This window comes from Yoonia sp. KMU-150 (genome assembly GCF_056858355.1).
The window spans coordinates 62,445-84,885 of the sequence record NZ_JBXEQF010000003.1; the positions used below are offsets into that span (position 1 = coordinate 62,445).

General features: G+C 66.5%; 16 protein-coding genes and 1 pseudogene. 14 read left to right on the forward strand and 3 right to left on the reverse strand.

Features of this window, described 5'->3' with window-relative positions; translation table 11 throughout:
* Positions 1-65: 65 nt before the first annotated feature.
* A complete protein-coding gene (locus tag AC04PH_RS16755) occupies positions 66-812 on the reverse strand; it encodes a sugar transferase (RefSeq protein ID WP_483066984.1) in 747 nt (248 codons plus the stop codon).
* Positions 813-1,320: 508 nt separating this feature from the next.
* Here AC04PH_RS16755 and AC04PH_RS16760 point away from each other — a divergent pair.
* Genes AC04PH_RS16760 through AC04PH_RS16775 form a run of 4 tightly spaced genes read left to right on the forward strand, consistent with a single transcriptional unit; the run spans position 1,321 to position 5,446 of the window.
* Positions 1,321-2,217: an ExeA family protein gene (locus tag AC04PH_RS16760; RefSeq protein WP_483066985.1), complete on the forward strand. Its 897-nt coding sequence runs from the start codon at positions 1,321-1,323 to the stop codon at positions 2,215-2,217.
* On the forward strand, positions 2,217-3,770 hold the full coding sequence (locus tag AC04PH_RS16765) for a GumC family protein (protein WP_483066986.1): 1,554 nt from the start codon (positions 2,217-2,219) through the stop codon (positions 3,768-3,770). The genes AC04PH_RS16760 and AC04PH_RS16765 overlap by 1 nt, the downstream gene beginning before the upstream one ends.
* Before the next feature lie 9 nt (positions 3,771-3,779).
* Positions 3,780-4,568 (forward strand): CpsD/CapB family tyrosine-protein kinase, encoded by a 789-nt coding sequence (locus tag AC04PH_RS16770; RefSeq protein ID WP_483066987.1) that lies wholly within the window; start codon positions 3,780-3,782, stop codon positions 4,566-4,568.
* Positions 4,568-5,446, forward strand: coding sequence for a glycosyltransferase family 2 protein (locus AC04PH_RS16775; protein ID WP_483066988.1), 879 nt, complete (start codon positions 4,568-4,570; stop codon positions 5,444-5,446). The genes AC04PH_RS16770 and AC04PH_RS16775 overlap by 1 nt, the downstream gene beginning before the upstream one ends.
* Before the next feature lies 1 nt (position 5,447).
* Here the strand turns inward: AC04PH_RS16775 and AC04PH_RS16780 are convergent, their stop codons facing one another.
* Both AC04PH_RS16780 and AC04PH_RS16785 read right to left on the reverse strand, forming a co-directional pair.
* Complete coding sequence (locus tag AC04PH_RS16780) at positions 5,448-6,626, reverse strand: polysaccharide pyruvyl transferase family protein (protein ID WP_483066989.1); 1,179 nt, start codon at positions 6,624-6,626, stop codon at positions 5,448-5,450.
* Positions 6,623-7,837 carry a Coenzyme F420 hydrogenase/dehydrogenase, beta subunit C-terminal domain gene (locus AC04PH_RS16785; protein ID WP_483066990.1) on the reverse strand — a complete coding sequence of 405 codons (1,215 nt, stop codon included), beginning with the start codon at positions 7,835-7,837 and terminating at the stop codon, positions 6,623-6,625. Before AC04PH_RS16785 ends, AC04PH_RS16780 begins: the two co-directional genes overlap by 4 nt.
* A 172-nt stretch (positions 7,838-8,009) precedes the next feature.
* Between AC04PH_RS16785 and AC04PH_RS16790 the strand changes: the two genes are divergently transcribed.
* From AC04PH_RS16790 to AC04PH_RS16835, 10 genes and pseudogenes are all read left to right on the forward strand, one after another.
* Positions 8,010-9,356 carry an oligosaccharide flippase family protein gene (locus AC04PH_RS16790; RefSeq protein ID WP_483066991.1) on the forward strand — a complete coding sequence of 449 codons (1,347 nt, stop codon included), beginning with the start codon at positions 8,010-8,012 and terminating at the stop codon, positions 9,354-9,356.
* 413 nt (positions 9,357-9,769) lie between these two features.
* Positions 9,770-9,911: pseudogene (locus AC04PH_RS16795) on the forward strand (chloramphenicol acetyltransferase); the annotation flags it as partial.
* A gap of 275 nt (positions 9,912-10,186) precedes the next feature.
* Positions 10,187-11,341 (forward strand): right-handed parallel beta-helix repeat-containing protein, encoded by a 1,155-nt coding sequence (locus tag AC04PH_RS16800; RefSeq protein WP_483066992.1) that lies wholly within the window; start codon positions 10,187-10,189, stop codon positions 11,339-11,341.
* Positions 11,342-11,469: 128 nt separating this feature from the next.
* Positions 11,470-12,846, forward strand: coding sequence for an O-antigen ligase family protein (locus tag AC04PH_RS16805; RefSeq protein WP_483066999.1), 1,377 nt, complete (start codon positions 11,470-11,472; stop codon positions 12,844-12,846).
* A 3-nt stretch (positions 12,847-12,849) separates the two neighbouring features.
* Entirely contained in the window at positions 12,850-13,851 is a 1,002-nt protein-coding gene (locus tag AC04PH_RS16810) for a glycosyltransferase family 2 protein (RefSeq protein ID WP_483066993.1), read from the forward strand.
* A gap of 146 nt (positions 13,852-13,997) precedes the next feature.
* A complete protein-coding gene (locus AC04PH_RS16815) occupies positions 13,998-16,202 on the forward strand; it encodes a PKD domain-containing protein (RefSeq protein WP_483066994.1) in 2,205 nt (734 codons plus the stop codon).
* 376 nt (positions 16,203-16,578) lie between these two features.
* Positions 16,579-18,066 (forward strand): calcium-binding protein, encoded by a 1,488-nt coding sequence (locus AC04PH_RS16820; RefSeq protein WP_483066995.1) that lies wholly within the window; start codon positions 16,579-16,581, stop codon positions 18,064-18,066.
* Between the two features lie 201 nt (positions 18,067-18,267).
* Positions 18,268-19,716 carry a calcium-binding protein gene (locus tag AC04PH_RS16825; RefSeq protein ID WP_483066996.1) on the forward strand — a complete coding sequence of 483 codons (1,449 nt, stop codon included), beginning with the start codon at positions 18,268-18,270 and terminating at the stop codon, positions 19,714-19,716.
* Between the two features lie 56 nt (positions 19,717-19,772).
* Entirely contained in the window at positions 19,773-21,260 is a 1,488-nt protein-coding gene (locus AC04PH_RS16830) for a calcium-binding protein (protein ID WP_483066997.1), read from the forward strand.
* A 103-nt stretch (positions 21,261-21,363) separates the two neighbouring features.
* Positions 21,364-22,441: calcium-binding protein (locus tag AC04PH_RS16835; protein ID WP_483066998.1), on the forward strand; the 1,078-nt coding region annotated here is incomplete at its 3' end.

Consider the following 22,441-nt stretch of genomic DNA (forward strand, 5'->3'; position numbering starts at 1 on the left):
TCATTGTCGTCCGGCGCCTGTCGCCACTCGCATGACGCGGGCCGCAAAGGTGTTGTGTGCTTGCGTCAGTAGCCCGTGGCCCGGGTGACCACGCGTACGGTCTGCATCAGCATCCGCAGATCGCCCAGAAAGCTCAGGGAGCGGGCGTAGCGGCTGTCGAAATGGGCGCGCGCGGCAAAGCTGGTCTCGTTGCGCGCGCTGACCTGCCAGGGGCCGGTGATGCCAGGCTTGAGGTGGTAATAGGCGGTGCCGGGATACATATCCTGTTGGCAGGGCATCATCGGGCGGGGGCCGACCAGCGCCATCTCGCCGCGCAGCACGTTGAGCAGCTGCGGCAGCTCGTCCAGCGAGGTCTTGCGCAGGATACGGCCGACCCGGGTGATGCGCGGATCGGACTTCAGCTTCTGGGTGTGGTGCCATTCGGCGGCGGCGGCGGCATCGGTCGCCAGGTGGCGCGCGAGTGCGGCATCGGCATCCTTCACCATCGTGCGCAGTTTCCACATGGTATAAAGCCGCCCGCCGCGCCCCACACGGGTCTGGCGGTAGAACGGGGTGCCGCCGTCCAGCGCCGTGGCCAGCGCCAGGAGCGCGATCAGCGGCACGACGAGCGGTGCGGCGAGCAGCACGACCGTGACGTCGAAGAATTGCTTGAGCGTGGCGCGATAGAGGCCCGCGGTTTGCGCAGGGCCGGCAAAGGCGGCCCGGGCGCGCATCTGGCGCGGGGTGGCGGGCAGGGTGATGGCCGGGGCGGCATCGAAGGCCAGTGCCCCCACGGGGGTCGCGTTTTTGCGCATGTCTTTGCTGAAGTGCATGTGTGTGCCCGATCCGGAATGAATATCCTGCAACCGGGGATAGAAGCCGCCCGTGCTGTTTTGAGGGAAACATCAAGACATTATTAAGGTTAACCGCACGGCGGCAGACACATTGCAGCCTTGTTTACGGGCGCGTGTGGCTGAACACGCGATCTGAAAGATCGTTTGAAACCAGCATATTGCGCGGATATCCCGTGACCCGCATCAGGCCCGGGGGCGGGCAAGGGCACTTGAAGCCACGACCCTGAACGACGGGCCGGAACGGGCACCCGCCACCGCAGCGATTGTTTCACTTGCGGAAACGACCCGTTTCCAAAAATTGCCTTAATTCTGTTGCAGACAAAGCAAAGTCAGGCCGCAATCCGGGGTCATGAACACGCTATGCTTGCATGGTGGCGGCAAGGTCATCATGCAGGATATCAAGGTCCGATCGCGGCAAACGCGACGGGCGCAACCGGTCCCCAACGCGGGGCCAAAGCAGTCAGGGGCAGCGCGTAAAGCGCTTGTCATGGGAAATATGGGCAACACGACCGATCTCTATACGGGCCATTTCGGGCTGGACGACCGGCCCTTCACGCTGGTCCCCGACCCCGGCTACCTGTTCTGGTCGGATGCCCACGCCCGCGCCTATTCGATGCTGGAATACGGGCTGATGACCCGCGCGCCGATCACGCTGATCACCGGGGCCGTCGGCACCGGCAAGACCACGCTGATCCACCAGCTGCTGGCCCGCACCGGGGACGACGTGACCGTGGGGCTGGTGGCCAATGCCGCAGGCGGGCGTGACGAGCTGTTACGCTGGGTGCTGCTGGCGCTGGCCCAGCCGACCGACAAAGAGGCCCGCACCACCGATCTGTTCGCCCAGTTCCAGGATTACCTCGTCGCCGAATATGCCGCCGGACGCCGTGTCGTGCTGATCTTCGACGAGGCGCAGAACCTGACCCGCGACATGCTCGAAGAGCTGCGCATGTTCACCAATATCAACGCAGGTCGCGATGAATTGCTGCAGCTTGTCCTCGTGGGCCAGCCGGAATTGCGCAGCATGGTGCAGCGCCCCGACCTGCGCCAGTTCGCGCAGCGCGTGGCGGCCTCCTTCGATCTGCCGGCCCTCGATGCCGCGATGACCGACGCCTATATCAGCCACCGGCTGCAGACCGCGGGGGCGGGTTACGACATCTTCCAGCCCGCCGCCGCAAAGGCCGTGCATATGGCCACGGGCGGCATTCCGCGGCTGATCAACCAGCTGGCCGATCTCGCACTCGTCTATGCCTTCACCATGGACGACCCGCAGGTCAGTGCGGCCACCGTGCTGCAGGTGCTGACCGACGGTGTGTTCTTTGCCGGCGGCATCCCGCCGCAGGCCCGGCCTGACACCGTGACCTTCCAGCACCGGGTGGCCAGTTGATGGATATCCGGTTCTACATCTCGCTTTTCATGCGGCGGCTGCCCTATTTCGCGTTGGTGCTGGCCGCCTGCACCGGGGCCGGGGTCGCGCTGGCGCTGCTGCTGCCGGCCGTCTATCGCGCCGAGGCGGTGCTGATCGTGGAAAGCCAGCAGATCCCCGACGAGTTGGCCGCGACGACGGTGCAGACCGAAACCACCGAACAGCTGCAGATCATCCAGCAGCGCATCCTGACCCGCGACCGGTTGCTGGAAATGGCCAACCGGCTGAACATCTATGCAGAGCAGGGCGGCACCCGCCGTCTGCCCGCCGACGAGGTCGTGGCCGACCTGCGCAAGCGCATCAGCATCGTGACCACGGGCGGCGAGACCCGCCGCGGCCCGGTGCAGGCCACCGTGGTGCGCGCCAGTTTCGAGGCCCCGACCGCCGCGCTATCGGCCGCCGTCACCAACGAGGTGGTGACGCTGATCCTGCAGGAAAACGTCGAAATCCGCACCAATGTCGCGGGTCAGACGCTGGAATTCTTCACCGAGGAGGTGAACCGCCTGGACCGCGAACTGTCGGACCGCGGCGCGCAGATCCTCGCGTTTCAGGAAAGCAACCTTGAGGCGCTGCCCGACAGTCTCGATTTCCGCCGCGCCCAGCAATCCGCAGCCCAGGACCGTCTGGCGCAGGCACAGCGCGAGGAGGCCGCGCTGCGCGATCAGCGCACCCGGCTGGTCTCGCTCTTCGAGGCGACGGGCACCATCGGCACCGCGGTTCCCGCCGAGGTCGCGACCCCCGAACAACAGCAGTTGCAGGCCTTGAAGGACGAGATGGCCGCCGCACTGGCCGTGCTCAGCCCGCAGAACCCGCGCATCAAGGTGCTGGAGGCGCAGGTCGCCGCAGCCGAGGCGCGGGTCGCCGCCCAGCTTGCGGCAGGATTGCAGACCGGTGACGACGGCGCGCCGATGACCGCCTATGAGATCCAGCTGGCCAATATCGACGGGCAGCTGGCCTTTATCGACGACCAGAAGGCCCGGATCATGGACACGATGGAGGCGCTGCGCACCTCCATCGCCGCGACACCGGGCAATGCGATCACGCTCGACCAGTTGCAGCGCGACTATGAAAACCTGCGCATCCAGTATGATCAGGCCGTGGCCAACCGCGCCCGCGCCGAAACCGGCGACACCATCGAGGCGCTGGCCAAGGGGCAGCGGATTTCCGTGATCGAACAGGCCGTGGCCCCGCGCGCGCCGCAAAGCCCGCGCCGCGTGCTGGTGGCCGGTGCCGGTGTCGGCGCGGGTCTCGTGCTCGGTCTGGCGCTCGTCGTGCTGATGGAACTGATGAACACCGCCGTGCGCCGGCCCGCCGATCTGACCCGCAAACTGGGCATCACACCCTTCGGCACGGTGCCGCTGATGCGCACCAAATTCGAACTCATGCGCCGCCGCGCGATCATCGGCGGGGCGGTCACCGCGGCCCTCGTGGCCCTGCCGGTGCTGCTCTGGCTGGTGCACGCCCATGTGGCCCCGCTCGATCTCATGATCGGCCGCCGGACCGCTGGCCTCTAGGAGAGACCCATGGACAAGATACAGGACGCCATCGCCAAGGCCCGCGCCACGCGCCGTCTGCCACCCGAGTTGCAGCTGCCGGAAAGCGGCTCGCTCTGGACCGACCTGCCCGCGCATGTGCCCGCGCCCCGGCGGCTGGCGCAGAACCGGATCGTGGCCGGTGAGGCGGGGCGCGGGGCCACCGATTTCGACGTGATCCGCACCCGCCTGCTGCAGCAGATGGCGGCAAAGGGCTGGACCCGGATCGCCGTGACCTCGCCCAAGGCAGGCTGCGGCAAATCCACCTTCGTGGCCAATCTGGCCTTCAGCCTGGGCCGCCTGACCGACCAGCGCACCATCGTGGCCGAGATGGACATGCGCAAACCCAGCCTCGCGCGCACTCTGGGCCTGCCCGGCGACAACCGCTTCGCCGACGTGCTGACGGGCACCGCGCGCTTTGCCGAGACCGCCGTGCGGATCGGCGACAACCTGATCTTTGCCGCCCACGCCGACCCGGTCCCGGCCCCGGCGGAACTGCTGCAATCGCGGCGCACCGCGCGCGCACTCGACGAGATCGCGGCGACCTACGACCCTACGGTCATGCTTTTCGACATGCCGCCGATGATGACAGGCGACGATACCATGGCGTTTCTGGGCCAGGTCGACGCGGTGCTGCTGATCGCCGCGGCCGAGGAAACCACGATCCGCCAGATCGACGCCTGCGAGCGCGACATCGCGTCCCAGACCAACGTTATGGGCGTGATCCTGAACAAGTGCCGCTATACCGACCCCGACAATACCTACGGCGGCTACGACTGATGCGGATTTCCGTCGTCGTTCCGCACCTCAACCAGCCCGACATGCTGGCGCGCTGTCTGGCTTCGCTGGCGGAGGGCACGCGGCCCCCGGACGAGGTGATCGTGGTCGACAACGGCTCGCGCGTCCTGCCGCAGGTGCCGAAAAATGTGACCCTGTTGAAGGAGAAAACGCCCGGTCCCGGTCCGGCCCGCAATCTGGGCGTGGCCCATGCCACGGGTGACGTGCTGGCTTTCATCGACGCCGATTGTCTGGCGGCGAAATGCTGGCTGGCCAATGCCGCCCGCGCGATTCCCGATCACGACATCCTGGGCGGCGACGTGCGCATCGCCCGCGCAGATCCTGACAACTGGACCCTGCTGGAAGCCTACGAGAGTATCTATGCCTACCGCATGGACCGCTATATCGCCCGCGAGGGGTTCACCGGCACCGGCAATCTGGTGGTCAGGCGCGCGGTGCTGGACAGCGTCGGCCCCTTCGCGGGCCTCGACGTGGCAGAGGACCGCGACTGGGGCCAGCGCGCGACCGCCGCCGGTTTCACGATCCGCTATGTGCCGCAGATGCGCGTCTATCACCCCGCGCGCGACAGCTTCGCCGATCTCTTCGCGAAATGGGACAGGCACATGGCGCATGACTATGCCCGCGTCACGGGGCCGGGCGGCAAAGCGAAATGGATCGCCAAGACGCTTGCCATGGGCCTGTCGCCGCTGGCCGAAATTCCGCGCATCCTGGCCTGCGACCGCGTGCCCGATGCGCGCGGTAAGGCGCTGGCCTTCGCGGCCCTCGCCCGGATCCGCGCCTACCGCGCCCGCCGGATGCTGGATCTGGCCCTTGCGGGACGGCCCGAGCGGCTCTCGGCCAAGTGGAACCGCGAAGGATAGGTCAGCCGGTTTTCCGCGCGATTAGTTCCCGGCACAGCCCGCGCAGGGCGTCCTCGTAGGCCCCGAGTTTGGTGCGTCCGGTCCGCAGGGCGGTGGCGGCCTCGGCGGCCAGGGTGTCGCGCTCTTCGAACCCGGTCACGATCTTTGCCCTGATCGCCTCCGCCGTCTCGCGCGTGCAGTCGACGGTGTGGTCATAGCCGATGGCGCCGAACAGACCCGCGAACTTGCGGGAATAGGCCATGGGGATCACCGGCACACCGGCGGAGAAGGCCGCGATACAGGCGTGCATCCGCGCACCCATGAAGAAATCCATCCCCGCGATATAGGTTTTCGCCTCGGACGGGGTCTCGAACGCGGGGGCCACGATGCATGCGGGGAATTCCTGTTGCAGGGAGAGCGAGGCGCGGTAGTCGTCTTCCGCCGCCATGCGCCCTGCGGGCACGATCACGTGGGGAACGAGATGGACCTCTGCCCCTTGGTCTTGAAAATACCCGATCAGATCGCGGATCAGTCCCGGATAGTTCATCTTCAGCCCGAATTCGTTTTTGCCGGTATAGCCGCCCGCCATCAGCAGGCCCGAAACGTTGATGCCGACGCGGGTGGTGTCATCCGTGGTTTCGGGCGGGTCATAGGGCAGGCGCAGGGCGACGTCGGAAGCCTCGATCACGGCGCGTTTGACGCCGAGGTCACGGATCGCGGAGGTGGACATCGCATCACGGGTGGCGACGATCTTGCACAGGCGCAAGGACAGCTTTGCCGCCGCTTTAGACACTGTTTTCGTGAAGGGCCCCACGGTCTGCGGCGCCATGACCAGCGGCGTGCGGGCCAAATGGGTGAGAAACTTCAGCACGAACATGCGCCGCAGACGCCGCCCGCCGTAGATATCCGCGAAACTGTCGCCGCCGCCGATGTCGATCACCATGTCGGCGGCACGGGCCTGCGCGAAGTAGCCGCGCGGGTTCAGCATGACCTTTCCGTCGAGGTCTTTCACCGTCACGTCATCGCCGATGACGTAGGGCGCGCGGGGGTCCTTCCAGTCCATCACGGTGATGTGGATGGGATGATCCAGATCGCGGGCGATGTCGCGGATGATCGCCACCTCCGACACCGTGAGCGCGCCGACACCCAGATTGTCCGACCGGGTGGAGTGCATGATGAGGCAGATTTGGAGCGGTGTCATGTGCGGGCTTTCAGCGAGCGGCGCAGCATGCCGCCGAGGTTTTTCAAGTTGCGCAGCAATGGGTTCTGCCGGGCCGCTTGGCGCAGGTGCAGACCCTTGTAGTCAGGGACCGGTTTTCCGGCGATGCGCCGCCCGATCAGGCGGGCGAGCAGGGCGCGGCGCCGTTCGCGCTGGCCGGGCTGGATCGCGGCGAGACTGTCCACGTCGAAATCCGCCGTGGCGATCCGGCCCATGTCACGCGCGGCCTTGACGATCTGCGCGCCAAGCGCCGTGCGCGCCACGATCAGGCTGGTGCCGGGGGCGTCGTCGAAGAGGGGGTAGCCCTGGGCGTCCACCTCCCACGCATCGGCACAGGTGATATCGGCGACCATGCCGGTGCCGTCGGCACAGATCTTGCAACGGTGCTGCACGTGTTTCGACAGGATACCGCCCCAGCTGGCGTGATAGCTCATGGATTTCCGGGTGCCGTCGTGCAGCGTGGCCGTGGCCTGCCCCGGCCAGCCGTTGCCGCGATAGCGGAATGCGGCGGTCTGTGCCAGATCAGTGTCTAACGCGGCGAGAACAGCCTCTGACCCAGTATGCGAGGGCACGCCCGCGCAGAAGAACGACAGCAGCACGGGGATCTGGGTAGCGAGGTCCTTGTCACGCACCATCATCGCGCGCAGGGCGGCCACGTCGCAGGGCTTGCCGACGAAGGCGAAGCGTTTGCCGGTGGCGCGATGTTTCGCCAGATCGGCCAGCGGCGCGGAGGGGGCGTAGCGCGATCCGGCGGCGGCGGTGACGCCCGCCGCATCCGTCGTCAGCACTGTGGCATTACCGATGGCGAGCTTGGGCGAGGCGGCCGTCTGGATCACCGCATCGACCACGCCGTCGGCCAGCAGATGCATCAGGATCATCGACAGCGCCCCGCCCGAAGACCCGGCATGACGGATATCGGGGTCGGTCGCGTGGCCGGTGTGCATGGAAACGTAAGGCCCCCAGAGCGGATGGTCGCTGCGGCCCGCGGCATCGACCGTCTGGCCCAGACCGGGGCAGGCGGTGGCGATGCGGCGTTCGGCGTCGCCGGTCAGCGGCGCGCTTTGCACGGGCCGCAGGAAACCGGGGGGCTGTACCTGCATGGCGATCTGCGCGGGGGCGATGGCCGCACAGGCGCCGCAACCCGCGCAGAGGTCACCGCGCGCCACGCGCTGAAGGGCCGGACTGTGGTTCATGGCGGCTGCTCGCCCCGAAAGCGCCCTTTGCGGGCCGTTGCGACGGTTGAACCAAAATCCCACGGTCTTGACCAGAGTGGTCACGGCGCGCGGGGCGTTCTTGACCCGATCATGGCAAACGGGGAACAAAGAGCCAGAGCAGAACGGACGCCGCAAAGGCGCGAAAACATTCATGTGGAAAACAGGCCTTCTGATCCTGTCGGGGAATGCGGCGACGTCGCTGTTGCTGCTGGCGCGCAATCTTCTGGTGGCGCGGCTGATTCCTGTGGATGACTACGGCGTGGCCGCGACCTTCGCCATCGCCATGGCGCTGGTGGAGATGGCGAGCACGCTGGGTCTGCAGCAGCAGATCGTGCAGGCGAAAGAGGCGCAGCCCCGGTTTCAGGCCGCCTTGCAGGGGTTCCAGCTTTTGCGCGGTGTGCTGGCGGGAGGGGTGCTTTTCGTGCTGGCGGGACCGCTGGCCGCCTTCATGGGCGTGGCGGAGGTCGCCTGGGCCTACCGGGTGCTGGCATGCGTGCCGGTGCTGAACGCACTCCAGCATTTCGATATTCACCGATTGGGCCGCGACATGGGGTTCGGTCCGCTGGTGCTGACCGGCACGGTGCCGGCATGTGTGTCGCTGCTGCTGGTCTGGCCGCTGGCCGCTGCCTTCGGCGACTGGCGCGTGATGCTCTGGGCGATCATCGTGCAGGCGGTGCTGATGGTCGTGCTGTCGCATCTGACGGCGCGGCGGGCGTACCGTCTGGTCTGGGACGGCGCGGTGGTGGGCGAGAGCCTGCGCTTCGGCTGGCCGCTGCTGGTGAACGGCATCCTGCTGTTCGCGGTGTTTCAGGGCGACAAGGTGATCGTGGGCCGCGTCATCGGGATGGAGGCGCTGGCGCTTTTTGCGCTGGCCTTCACCCTGACGCTGACGCCGACGCTGGTGATGGCGAAATCGGCGCAGAATTTCTTTCTGCCGCAGCTCAGCCGGGCCACGGGGGAGGCTTTCGACCGGCTGGCGCGCGTCACCGTCGAGGCGGGACTGGCGATGGGCATCGTGCTGGTGCTGGCCGTGGCGCTGGCCGGGCCGCCGCTGGTGATTTGGCTACTGGGGGCGAAATACGCCGGAATAGTGCCGCTTCTGGTGCCGCTGGCCATCGCACAGGCGCTGCGGGTGATGAAATCCGGCCCCGCCATCGTGGCGCTGGCACGCGGCGAGACCGGGAACGCGATGTGGGCCAATATCCCGCGCATCGCGGTGCTGCCGCTGATCTGGATCGCGGCGGTGCAGGGTGGATCGCTGGTCACGCTGATCTGGATCGGGGCCGTGGGCGAGGTGCTGGGCCATGTGCTGGCGCTGTGGCTGCTGGTCCGGCGCTGTGGCTTCGACGCAAGGCCGGTGATCGCGGGGCACGCAGGGCTTGCGCTGGTGCTGGTCACGGCACTGCCGGGGGCGCCCTGGGTCTGGGTCACACTGCCGGTGGCCTGTGTGCTGGCGCTCTGGACGTTGCGGCATCTGCGAGGTCATATCGGCGGATGAACTGGCAGGATCATATCGTGCGGGACGCCCCCGCGAAGGCCGCGGCGCTGGAGGCGCGTGGGCGGGCGGGGGCCTGGGTGAAGCCGCTCTATCACCTGCGGTATCTGCGCGGGCTGGTGCAGCGCATCTGTGCCCGGCGCGCGGGCGGGCTGATGTGGTCGGCCCCATGGCGCGACATTCTGGCCGCCCATCACGGGATGGAGGTCGGCGCCTATTCCTACGGGTCGCTGCTGCAGCCCGGCGTGCTGCCGCGCGGCACGGTCGTCGGGCGTTACGTGTCCTGCGGCGCGGGGCTGATCGTGCGGCGCAGGGATCATCCGGTGGCGCGCCCGGTGATGCATCCGTTCTTTTACAACGCAGGCTTGGGGCTGGTCGAAACAGACACTATTCCGGCCGATTTCGACAATCCACTGGTGATCGGCCATGACGTCTGGATCGGCGACCGGGTGACGGTTCTGAGCGGTTGCAAGGTGATCGGCAACGGCGCGGTGCTGGCGGCGGGGGCCGTGGTGACACGCGACGTGATGCCTTACGAGATTGTCGGCGGCGTGCCTGCAAAGCGGCTGAAGATGCGGTTCGGTGAAGATGTCGTGACGCGGCTGGAGGAGAGCCGCTGGTGGGAAAAGGACATCGCAGAGCTGATCGGAGACCTGCCGGATGTGTGACGCGGTGAGGGCTGCGCTCTCTCTGGGTGGGCGCGGGAAACGGTCTTGTGAAGCAGGACCTGCGCAGCACATGGGCCGGGTATGAAATCCGCGAGGCTGCAAAAGCGCCCTCCCGGGGGGAGAGAGGGCGCTGCCCGGCCTGCGGCAGGGCGGGGCGTTTTTCTGATGTTGGTGCTTTTCTGGGGAAGCCTCCTACAGGCGCAGACCGTGCAAAGTGCCGCCGACCTGCAAACCGTCCTGTCGCAGGCAGCACCCGGAGCGGTCATCACGCTGGCTTCCGGAGACTACGACGACCTGACCCTGCGCGGCACGCGCGACCTCACCCTGACCGGCCAGCCCGGGGCCACCCTCACCGGCCTGGACCTGCGCGACGTGCAGGGCGTGACGCTGACGGGGATCACGCTCGCCTATACCTACCGCGCGGGTGACCCACCGCATCTGCGCCCCTTCGCGGTGACGGACAGCCGGGGTGTGACTTTCGACCGGGTCACGGTCCGGGGTGACCGCGCGGCGGACGGCTTTCCCACCGGTTACGGGCTTGCCATCACCGACAGCGCGGATGTGACCCTGACCCGCAGTCTCCTGACCACTTTTTTGCGCGGGCTGGTGGCGACGCGTAGCAGCGGGCTGACCATCGCGGGCAACGAGATCACGGCGATGCGCAGCGATGGGCTGAACTTCGCACAGGTGCAGGGGGTGACGGTCACCGGCAACCATATCCACGATTTCGCCCGTGACCTGAGCAATGACGACCACGCCGACATGATCCAGCTCTGGACCAATGGCACGACCGCCCCGTCGCGCGACATCACCATCGCGGACAACGTGCTCAACGCAGGGACGGGGCGGTGGACACAGTCGATTTTCATGCGCAACGATCAGGTCGACCGCGGGCTGGCGGGGGCGGAGATGTTCTATGAAAACGTCTCTATCACGGGCAATGTGATCATCAACGCCCATACCCACGGCATCACCGTGGGCGAGACGCGGGGGCTGGTGATCGCGCGCAACACGGTGGTGCAGAACCCGGCAGCGGCGGGCGATACCGGCAGCCCCAGCCTTTGGGTGCCGCGCATCCGCGTGACACCTGCGGCGCGCGACGTGACGATCACCGGCAACGTGGTGACGGATATCGCGGGCTTTGGCGGGCAGGGTGACTGGCGGGTGACGGACAACCTGATCGTGCAGAATTTCGCATGGGACGTGGCGGGCTATTACGGCACGGTCTTCGGGGCCGCATCGCTGCGCGATCCGGGCGATCCGGCGTCCTACCGGCTGCCCGGTGCGGATGTGGGCGCGGGTATGCTTGCCACACCCTGAGGCGGGTTGCACGGAACCGGCCGAAACCGGTCGCATTCATGCCGCAAGTCACTACTATCCGAAGGCGAGAGCAGCAACGACCCTGACCAGAGCGCAGCAAGCGCCACAAGGATCGACACCCGGTGACCATGACCGCCCCATACGATGGCCGCGCCGCGCGGCCCGCAGCCCGGCCCCTTGCGGCGGCGGGTGCTTTGCCCGTGGTGGTCTGGCTTTATCTGCTGGCGGTGGTGATCCCGGTGGGCATTCAGGCCGGGCCGCTGCTGATGACCGGGCTGCGGCTGCTGCTGATCGTGATGGTGCTGCCGGCGATGATCGGCGTGCTGACCGGGCGGCATGGCCGGGTTCTGGCCACCGATATCCTGTTCACCCTGCATATCGGGTGGTCCGCCATCGCACTGGCGATGAACAACCCGTCGATGGTGATCGAGCAGATGGGATCGGTGGGGATCGAGTTTCTGGGCGGCTATTTCCTGGGGCGTGCCTTCATCCGCACGCCGGCGGAATTCGGTGCCCTGTGCCGCGCGCTGGTGCTGATCGTCTGCTGCATGGCGCCATTGGCCCTGTTCGAGACGATCACCGGCCGCCCGCTGATGCTGGAGGCCATTCGCGCGGCGGGGCTGCGCACGCCGGAACTGAACTTTCAGGACCGGCGCTTTGGCTTGGAGCGGGTGCAGATGGGGTTCGCCCATCCGATCCATTTCGGGCTGTTCTGTTCGGTCACCTTCTCGCTGTCCTTCGTCGCGATGGAAGGCATGGTGGGCACCGCGCGGCGCTGGATCGTCTCGGCGCTGATCGCGGCCTGCGGGTTTCTGGCGCTGTCCTCGGGCGCGCTCCTGGCGATCGTGCTGCAACTGGGGCTGATCGCTTGGGCGATGATGTTCAAAACCCGGCACCGCTGGTGGCTGCTGGTGGGGCTCTTTGTGCTGGCCTATGTGGTGATCGATCTGCTGTCGAACCGCACGCCGATCCAGGTCTTCATGTCCTATGCGACGTTTTCCGCCCATACCGCCTATTGGCGCGCGCAGATCTTCGAATGGGGCATGGTGAACGTCTGGGCCAACCCGGTCTTCGGGCTGGGGTTCAAGGACTGGGTGCGGCCCTGGTATATGTATTCGGGCAGCATGGACAATTACTGGCTGGTGATGGCCGTGCGCTACGGCATCCCCGGGTTCCTGACGGTGGCCGCGGGCTATGTGCTGGTGGTGTTTCACATCATGCGGCGCGATTTCGCGGGTGATGCGACACTGACGCAGTTCCGCCGGGCCTGGGTCTTCACCTTTCTGGGGCTGAGTTTCACGATCTGCACGGTGCATATCTGGACCAACATCTATTCCTTCACCTTCTTCATGCTGGGGGCCGGGGTCTGGATGATCCGTGCGACACCCGCGACGGATGAGGTCGCCCCACCGCAGGAGGCATCACGGGCGGGCCACAGGTTCACCCGCTTCGACACCGCGCCCGCCGCAGCCCCCGCGCGCGCCGCGCCGTGCTATGCCCGCTGAACCATGACCGACCCCGATCAACTGCCCGTGCTCGGCGTCGTCATCGTCAGCTTCAATTCCGGCGACGTGATCCGCGATTGTCTGGAAAGCCTGCTGGCGGTCACCGACGTGGCGCTGCGCATCGTGGTGGTCGACAACGGCTCGCGCGACGACAGCGTCGCGGCGATCCGGGGCTGGGCCGCGGGTGACACGCTTTATACCCCGCCCGACACATTGCCCTTCGCCCTGCGCCCCTGCCTGAAACCGGTGCATCTGAACGGGACCGGGCAGGTGCACCGGGTCACCCTGATCGAGACCGGGCGCAACGCGGGCTTCGCCGGTGGCGTGAACGTGGGGCTGGCGCATCTGGCGCGCGATCCCAAGCTGGACCGGTTCTGGATACTCAACCCCGATACGGTGGTCCCTCCCGCCACGCCGCATGTCTTTGCCACGGCCCCGGGCGGGTTTTCCCTGATGGGGGGGCGGGTGATCTATGCCGAGGACACATCGAAAATCCAGATCGACGGCGGGCGCATCCGCTGGCATCTGGGGGTGACCGACAACATCAACCAATATGCTGACCCGGCGACGACACCCGCGCCCGATGCAGGCGAGATGGATTTCATCACCGGGGCCAGCATGGTGGCGAGCCGCGCCTTCTATGAGGCGGCGGGCCCGCTGCGCGAGGATTACTTCCTCTATTACGAAGAGGGTGACTGGGCGCAGCGCCGGGGCGCGCTGCCGCTGGCGCATGATCCGGCGGCCGTGGTCTATCACACCGCGGGCACCTCCATCGGGTCGGCGGGGGTGAACCGGGGCGCGTCACCCTTCTCGCTCTATTTCATGCACCGGGCGCGGATGCGGTTCCTGTGGCGATTCTGCAAATGGGGCCTGCCGGGCGGGGCGGCCTATGGGGCGGCCAAGGCGGCACAGTTGCTGATCCGTGCACAGCCCCGCGCGGCGCTGGCGATTGTGCGCGGATGCCTGCAACTGCCGCCGGGGCGGGATATCGCCAAGCGTTTGTAAACGTTTAATTTTCCAGAATGCGGCGAAAATCGGGCAAAATTTGGATTGCCCGCCACAGTTCACACTTTCTAAAGTGCGGGGCCTGTAACCCTTTGCGTTCAAAACGCTTTTTCGCGTGATCCGTAGCTGCCGCCGGAGCTTTCGCCATGTCCGCCACCCACAGCGTGTCCGACGCCGCATCCCTGCTGTCCGCCTTGCACGCGGCGGGCACCGGTGATGTGATCCTGCTGGCGGGGGGTGACTATGGCAGGCTCACGCTGAAGGGGCAGGCGGGGCTGGACATGGATTTCGCGGGCGGTGTGACGCTCCGCGCCGCCGACCCCGGCACGGCGGTGCTGACCGGGCTGGACCTGCGCGGCGCCGCCAACCTGACCTTCGACGGCATCACCTTCGATTACCGCTTCACCCCCGGCGATCCGGCCTGGACCCGCCCCTTCGCGATCCGCGACAGCGCCGGTATCACCATCACGAACGCGGTCTTCGACGGTGACGTGGCCACGGGCGTATCGGATGCGGTGGACGGCTTCGGCAACGGGTTCGCCCTGTCGATCACCGGATCACAAAACATCGCCCTCACCGACAGCACCCTGTCGGGCTTCGTGCGCGGGGTGGTGACCTCCGACAGCCAAGGTGTCGTGATCGCGGGCAACGATATTTCCGACATGCGCAGCGACGGGCTGAACTTTGGCGGCGTGCAGGACGTGACGATCAGCGGCAACCATATCCACGATTTCCGTGCCGCCCCGGATGCGGGCGACCATCCCGATTTCATCCAGTTCTGGACCCGCGGCACTACCGCCCCCACGACTGGCGTCACGATTTCTGGCAATATCCTCGATATCGGTGACGGCACGGCGGCACAGCTCATCTTCATCCGCAACGATCAGGTGGATCGCGGGCTGGCGGGGGCGGAGATGTTCTACCGCGATATCGCGATCACCGACAATCTGCTGGTGGGGGCACACACCCATGGCATCACGGTAGGCGAGACGGAAGGGCTGGTGATCGCAAACAACTCGGTGCTGCATGCGGACGGCGGCGCTGACGACGGCGCGGATGCATCGGTCGAGATCCCGCGCATCCGGGTCAGCGCGGAAAGCCTGGATGTGACGGTGACCGACAACCTGACCGGCGGGCTGATCGGGCCGGACAGCACATCGGCGGAACAGGCCGATTGGCAGGTGGCGGGCAACGTGACCGTGCAAGATCAGGATCCGCATGGCCCGGGGTTTTACGGCGATGTCTTCGTGTCCTCTTCGCTGACCACGACCGGCGCGCACCGGTTCACGCTGATCGGCGACGGCGACGTGGCGCTGACCGGGGCCGGGGCCTCGGCCAGCTACATGGGTGTCGCGGATGCGGGTGGTACGTTCCTGAGCGCGCAGTTCCAGGTGTCACCCGCGGCGGGCAATGCGGCCGCACGGGTTTTCACGGCACAAGTCCCGGAGGCGGTCGGGGGGCTGACCTACCACTGGGACTTTGGCGATGGGGTGACGGCGGTGGGGGCCGTCGTCACCCACGCCTATGGGGGTGGGGGCACATATGACGCGGTGCTGACGGTCAGCGACGGGGCGGGTGCCAGCACATCGGCGGTCAGCACGGTCACGGTCGCGGGGCCGGATGTGCTGGGCATGCAGGCGGACGGGCGCTTCGTGGCCTATGATCTGGGGGAGGCGGAGGTGCTCGCGGGCATGGGGCAGGGCGATTCAGGCGGGCTTTATTTGGGCGCGCCGGGGGTGACGGCGCAGGTGGACCGCGCCCATGTCGCCGATATCCTGCATGCGGACGAATTCGCGCTGTCCTTCACGCTGGAAGGCGCAGGGGGTGCCGGCGAGGTGATGCGCCTGCACGGCAGCTTCCTGGCGCAGGTGACCGACGTGGGCGAGCTGCGGCTTTACGCCTGGGACACGGGTGGCGACATGACCCGGTTGATGACTTCCGGCGCGGGCATCGGCGACGGGGCGGTGCACGCCGTGACGATCACGCTGGCGGATGACGTTCTGGCGCTCTCCGTCGACGGTGTCGCGGTCACGGCGGATTTCGACGGCACGCTGCGCGACAGCGGGCGGCTCGACCTGATGTTCGGCAACCCCTGGGGCAAGGCCAATTTTGCAGGATCATTGCGGGATTTCAAGGTGACGGTGGACGCGGGCGACTATACGGCGGGCGGTGTGGCCGGGGCCGGGGCGGATTCCGGTACGGATGCCTTCGTCTTTCACACGCTGCCGCCACTGGACGTGCCGCAGCAGGCAGCGCAACGGGTGCCGGAGCTGCCCATAAGCGGCCCGGATAATTTCGCCCCATCCGTGTCCGACCACCCGGACCTGCCTGCGGACGATTTCTTCTTCTAGGGCGGCGCAGCGACCGTCTATCCTGCATGGTCACCCCGCGACAGGAGCGTCCCGCCATCTCTCCGACAGACACCCCTGCGTGCCATCAGTTCTCGACCTTGCGGCGTTCTTGAACAGAAAATTGCGAAGACACGGTGCCCACGCGATGGTCTTTTAGGGTGTAATCCATTGGTTTTAAATAATAACTTTACCTCACGGTAGCGCGCTTCCCCAGAGCACCCGACTGCGCGTCTAATCAAGGTTATGTTAACTAACCTTTCAAAATCCCAAATTAACTTTCCAATCATCGGCAGAGAGCGGCCACATTTCTGCCCAGGTGTCGCGCTTGGGTAGTTCTCATATCACTTTAACAACCAAAACGAGTATGAGGTTACCAATGGCAATTCTGGACATTCGCAGCGCCGATGAAATCTTCGATATGGAGATGCCGGGGCTTTCCACCATTTCCGACACGATCGACAGTTCCGTGTCGCATTTCTTCTGGGAAACCGATCCCGGACATCGCGTCTATGCCACCGGGTTCGACATCAACCTGACGGCGGGTGGTGTGCCCACCAGTTCCGGTTTCATCGAAACCCTGCGCATCGATCTGAGCGGTGACGGCAGCTACCCCGGCACCGATATGGACGTGCTGTTGCGCGATGTGGACACACCGCTGGCGACGCTGCTTTCCGATGACCTGACATTCTGGAGCAGTACGCTGGCCGGGGATGACGTGATCTATGCCCCCCGCAGCGTGGGCGCCACGATCTTCGGCGATCTGGCCAGCGTGATGGACCGCACCCACGACACCGGCGACGACGCCATCCGCGGCGGGAGCGGTGACGCGCAGGATTTCACCGGCGATGCCCTGCGCACCATCGGCACCCAGGGTGCTGCGGCCACCACCCGCCTGACCGCGGGCGACGATACCATCGTCGCTTACAACGCCACCGGCACCTCCATGCTGACCGGCGATACCATGACCGCGCAGAATGCCACCGTGATCGCCGGTGACGATATGCTGACCGGGTCGCAGATACAGGCCGATGTGATCATCGGCGACGTCGGCAGCATGGGCGATGCGGATGTGACCGGCGGTGACGACGTGATCTACGGTCGTGGCGGCGATGACCGGCTGACCGGCGATGTCGGGCAGATCGGCGACGGATCGGTGCTGGATGCGGGCGACGACCTGATCTTCGGCGGCGCCGGTGACGATCTGATCAACGGCGACGTCGCGGATACCGAAACCGATGCCGCCGATATGCAGGTGCTGATGGGCAACGATCGGATATTCGGCGGTGCGGGTGTGGACACGATCTATGGGGACACGCAGATCCCCGCCCCTGCCGTGACCGACCCCGATGCCCCCGCACCCGACATGACCTATGGGCACGACCGGATCTGGGGTGGCGCGGATGACGACATCATCTATGGCGACCAGCCCGAGGACACTGTCCTGAACGGCGGCAATGACGTGCTCTGGGGCGAGGCCGGCAATGACGTCATCTATGGCGGCGGCGGCAACGACCGCATGTTCGGCGGTCTGGGCGACGACACGTTCTACGGCGGTCAGGGCAACGACCAGATGACCGGTGCCGCGGGTGCGGATGTCTTCGTCTTCGACGAAACCTCGACCGGCGTGGACCGCATCCACGGCTATGACAGCGATAGCGACAACCTGATGCTGGAAGGCGATTACAGCCTGATCGACCTCGATCTGATGTTGTCGAACGCGACCGTCTTCGGTTCCGACGTGACGCTGGAGCTGTCGGTGGCACATCGGGTGACACTGGTGGGCTACGGGGCCGATCTCGACGGGTTGCTGGAAAGCATCATCGGGACGGCGGGCGGTGTGCTGGACGATATCGGCCTGTTCTAGACACGCAAACCGGGCCGCCCCGGTCATCCTTGCAAGGGGCCGCCTGCGGGACGGTCCCTTTTGCCGTCCGGCCCGTCCGGGTCCGGGCACAGGGGTGCACCGGTTGCCAGCCCCGCACCCCTGTCCTACCCTTGGCGGGACAAGGATGCCGTCTGCCGAAGTGTGGTCCCGGCAAACGCCCGATCCGAACGGAGACCCCAGATGGCCATTCTCGACGCCCGCCAATCCGACGAAACCTTCGATATGAGCGTGCAGCAGTTGCCACGGTTCGACAGCTACGTGAGCAACACCACCACGCAATACGTCTGGGACAATCCGCTGGACGACCGGATCTATGCCAACGGCACGGGCGTCGCCGTCGCCGCCAACGGGCGGCCCACCAGCAGTGCCGTGGCCACCAGCCTGCGGTTCGACCTGGGCACCGACGGCGCCTACCCGGGCACCGATATCGACGTGCTGATCCGCAACATCGACGTGAAGATCGCCACGCTGCTGCTGGGCGAGGTCACCTTCTGGGACCAGATCCTGCGCGGTGACGACATCCTCTACGCCCCGGGGTCGGCAGGCGCCACGATCTTCGGCGACCAGTTCAGCGTGGCGTTCCGCACCGTGATCGCGGGCGACGACGCGATCCGCGGCGGCGACGGTGCGGGCCAGACCCTGATCGGCGACACCCTGACCCTGTCTGCGGAATTCGGCAGCCGCACGGATGCGCGGCTGGACGGCGGCGCGGATACCATCGTGGCCTACAACAGCACCGGCACATCGGTGCTGATCGGCGATGCGGACTACAGTATCAACGCCACGTTCCACGGCGGGGCCGACCGGCTGACCGGGTCGGATACGCAAGGCGACACGATCGTCGGCGATGCACGCCAGATCGGCGATTCACTGGCCACGGGTGGCGACGACGTCCTGTCCGGGCGCGGCGGAGCCGATACGATCCATGGCGACTACGACGATATCGGCGCCGGCAATTTCCTGGGCAACGACGCCACCGGCGGCGCGGATCTGATCTTTGCGGGAACCGGTGACGACACGGTCTATGGCGACTTCGCCACCATCTACGACATTTCCGCGATCAACACCGCCCATGGCGGCAACGACCGCGTGTTCGGCGGTGCGGGCGAGGACAGGCTTTACGGCGATACCCGGTCGGGCCTGTCGGAGGATTTCGGCACCACGATCACATACGGCAATGACAGGCTCTGGGGCGGTGCGGACAACGACACCATCTACGGCGATTCCCCCGCAACGCCCGGCGACGGCGGGGCCGATATCCTGTACGGCGAGGATGGTGCGGATTTTCTGTCGGGCGACGGCGGCAACGACCGGATGTTCGGCGGCAGCGGCGACGACCGGATCGCGGGTGGGCGCGGCGACGACCAGATGACCGGCGGCGCGGATGCGGATACCTTCGTCTTCGACAATGAATCGGACGGCATCGACCGGATATTCGACTTCACCGACGACGTCGATACCGCCGAGATCGGCTCGCAATACGGGTTCGCCGACGCGCAGGCGGTGGTCGATGCGGCCACGGTGTCGGGCAACGACGTGATCCTGAATCTCTCCGCCACGGACCGGGTGACCCTGCTGGATTTCGGGACCGACAAGACCCTGTTGCTGGATGATCTGGTGGTTTTCTGATAAACCGATTTTAATCAAGGCAATACTGACCGGCTTTCAAGGAAAGGAATAACGACATGGCCATTCTCGACGCCCGCCGCGCGGACCAGACTTTCGACATGACGCAGACCACATTGGCGCGCTACGGGTCCTACGTTTCCAACAGCACCACGCAATACGTCTGGGACAATCAGGCAGGCGACCGGCTTTACGCCAACGGCACAGGCGTCGCCATCGCCGCCAACGGGCGGCCCACCAGCAGTGCGGAGGCCACCAGCCTGCGGTTCGATCTGGGGGCGGACGGGGCCTTTCCGACCACCGACATCGACGTGCTGATCCGCAACATCGACGTGAAGATCGCCACGCTGGTGAACAACGAGATCAGTTTCTGGGACCAGACCCTGGGTGGCGACGACATCATCTATGCGCCGACCCCATCCATGGCGGGCACGACCCTGTTCGGGGACCAGTTTTCCGTGCGCGGGCGCACCGTGATCGCGGGCGACGATGCGATCCGCGGCGGCGGCGGCGCGGCACAGACCCTGATCGGCGACACCCCCACCGCCAACGGGCTGAGCAGCGGACCCACCGCGCTGACCGGCGGCGACGACGTGATCGTGGCCTATCACACCACCGGCACCGGCACGATCATCGGCGATGTGTCCTTCGGCCTGGATGCCGACCTGACCGGCGGGGACGACCGGTTGAGCGGGTCGGACGCGGGTGCGGACCTGATCGTGGGCGATTTCGACGAGATCCGGTCGCTGGTCGCCATCGCGGGCGACGACCAGCTTTACGGGCGCGGCGGCGACGACACCATCTATGGCGACATGCGCGTCATGGGCCAGCGGTTCTACAGCGGCAACCAGGTGGAGGCCGGCGACGACCTGATCTTCGGCGGGGCGGGCGTCGACACGGTCTACGGCGATGTCGGGAGGCTGGTACTGTTCGAACTGGGGTTCGAGACCGCCCAGCGACTGGACGCGGGCAACGACCGCATCTTCGGCGGCAGCGGCGGTGACCGGCTTTACGGCGACAACGAGCGCGGCTTCGTGACCGAACCCGGCGACATCAACCGGATCGATTTCGGCAACGACCGGATCTGGGGCGGTGACGACGACGACATCATCTATGGCGACGCCACCCGCGACATGGACGCTTTCGGCGGCCACGATATCCTGTATGGCGAGGCCGGCAACGACACGCTGGCGGGCAACGTCGGCAACGACCGCATGTTCGGCGGCACCGGTGACGATCTGCTGTACGGCGGTCTGGGCAACGACCAGATGACCGGCGGTGCGGATGCCGACACCTTTGTTTTCGTCGACGCGCCCAGCAGTACCGGCACGACCGGCGGCATCGATCGGATTTTCGACTTCACCGACGATGTCGATACGATCCAGATCGACCGGAAATACGGCTTTACCGATGCCCAGCAGGTGATCGACGCGGCCACCGTGTCAGGCAATGACGTGACGCTGAACCTTTCTGCCGCCGATCAGGTCACGCTGCTGGGTTTCGGCCCCGACAAGACCCTGCTGCAGGACGATCTGATGATCGTCTAGGCACTGCACATCGGGGGCGGGGGGCGGCCCGCCCCCCACCCGCGTGACCGGATGAACGCACGAGGGTCGGCGTGGCGCGCCGACGCAACGAAAGGACCATCCGATGGCCGTTCTCGACGCACGCAACAGCGGCAGCTTTCTCGATACCCTGCGCATGGACCGGTCCGGGTTGGTCGACTACCAGGGTTACGAGACCCATATCCCCAGCCGCTATGTCTGGAACACCACCGACGGGCACCAGATCCATGCCAGCGGGAGCGGCATCACCATCGCCGGATCAGGCCGCCCCACCAGCACCGCGCGGGCCACCTCCCTGCGCATCGACATGGACAGCGACGGGGCCTGGCCCGCCACCGAGATGGAGGTGCTGGTCCGCGATATCGACGTTCCCATCGCGACCCTGCTGGTCAGCCCGGTGGCGTTCTGGAACCTGATCCTGCAGGGCGACGACGTCATCTATGCGCCCGCCCGGTCCGGGGGGCTCGTCTTCGGCGACCAGTTCAGCGTCGCGGGCCGCGTCGTGGTGACCGGTGACGACGCGATCCGCGGCGGCGGGCGCGATTTCAGCCAGACCCTGATCGGCGATACCCCCCTGGTCGACGGCACGGCATCCACCGCCACGACCCGGCTGACCGCCGGACGCGATACCATCGTCGTGCACGCCGGGGCGGGTGCACATACCCTGATCGGCGATGCGCAGACGGTCATCCAGGCCACCGTCACGGGCGGCACCGATGTGCTGGTCGGCGCGGCCACAGAAGGCAGCGCCATATTCGGTGATGTGCGGGACCTGTCCGATGCGCAGGTCACCGGCGCGGCCGACACGATCTACGGGCGCGGCGGGGACGATTTCATCAGCGGCGATTTCGGCCGGATCGACGAGGAGGACTTTCGCGGCAGTACCGCCACAGGCGGCCATGACCTGATCTTCGGCGGTGCCGGCGACGATGAAATCCGTGGCGACGTCGTCACGATCGTGTGGGAAGCCGCGATGGTCGCCATCGACCACAGCGTGACCGGCGGCAACGACCGCATCTTCGGCGGCGCGGGCGAGGATCTCGTCTATGGCGACACCCGCGCCAACCCCGGTCCGACCACGGGCGGTGTGATGACCTATGGCAGCGACCGGATCTGGGGCGGTGACGACGACGACACCATATATGGCGACGGCGGCGATATCG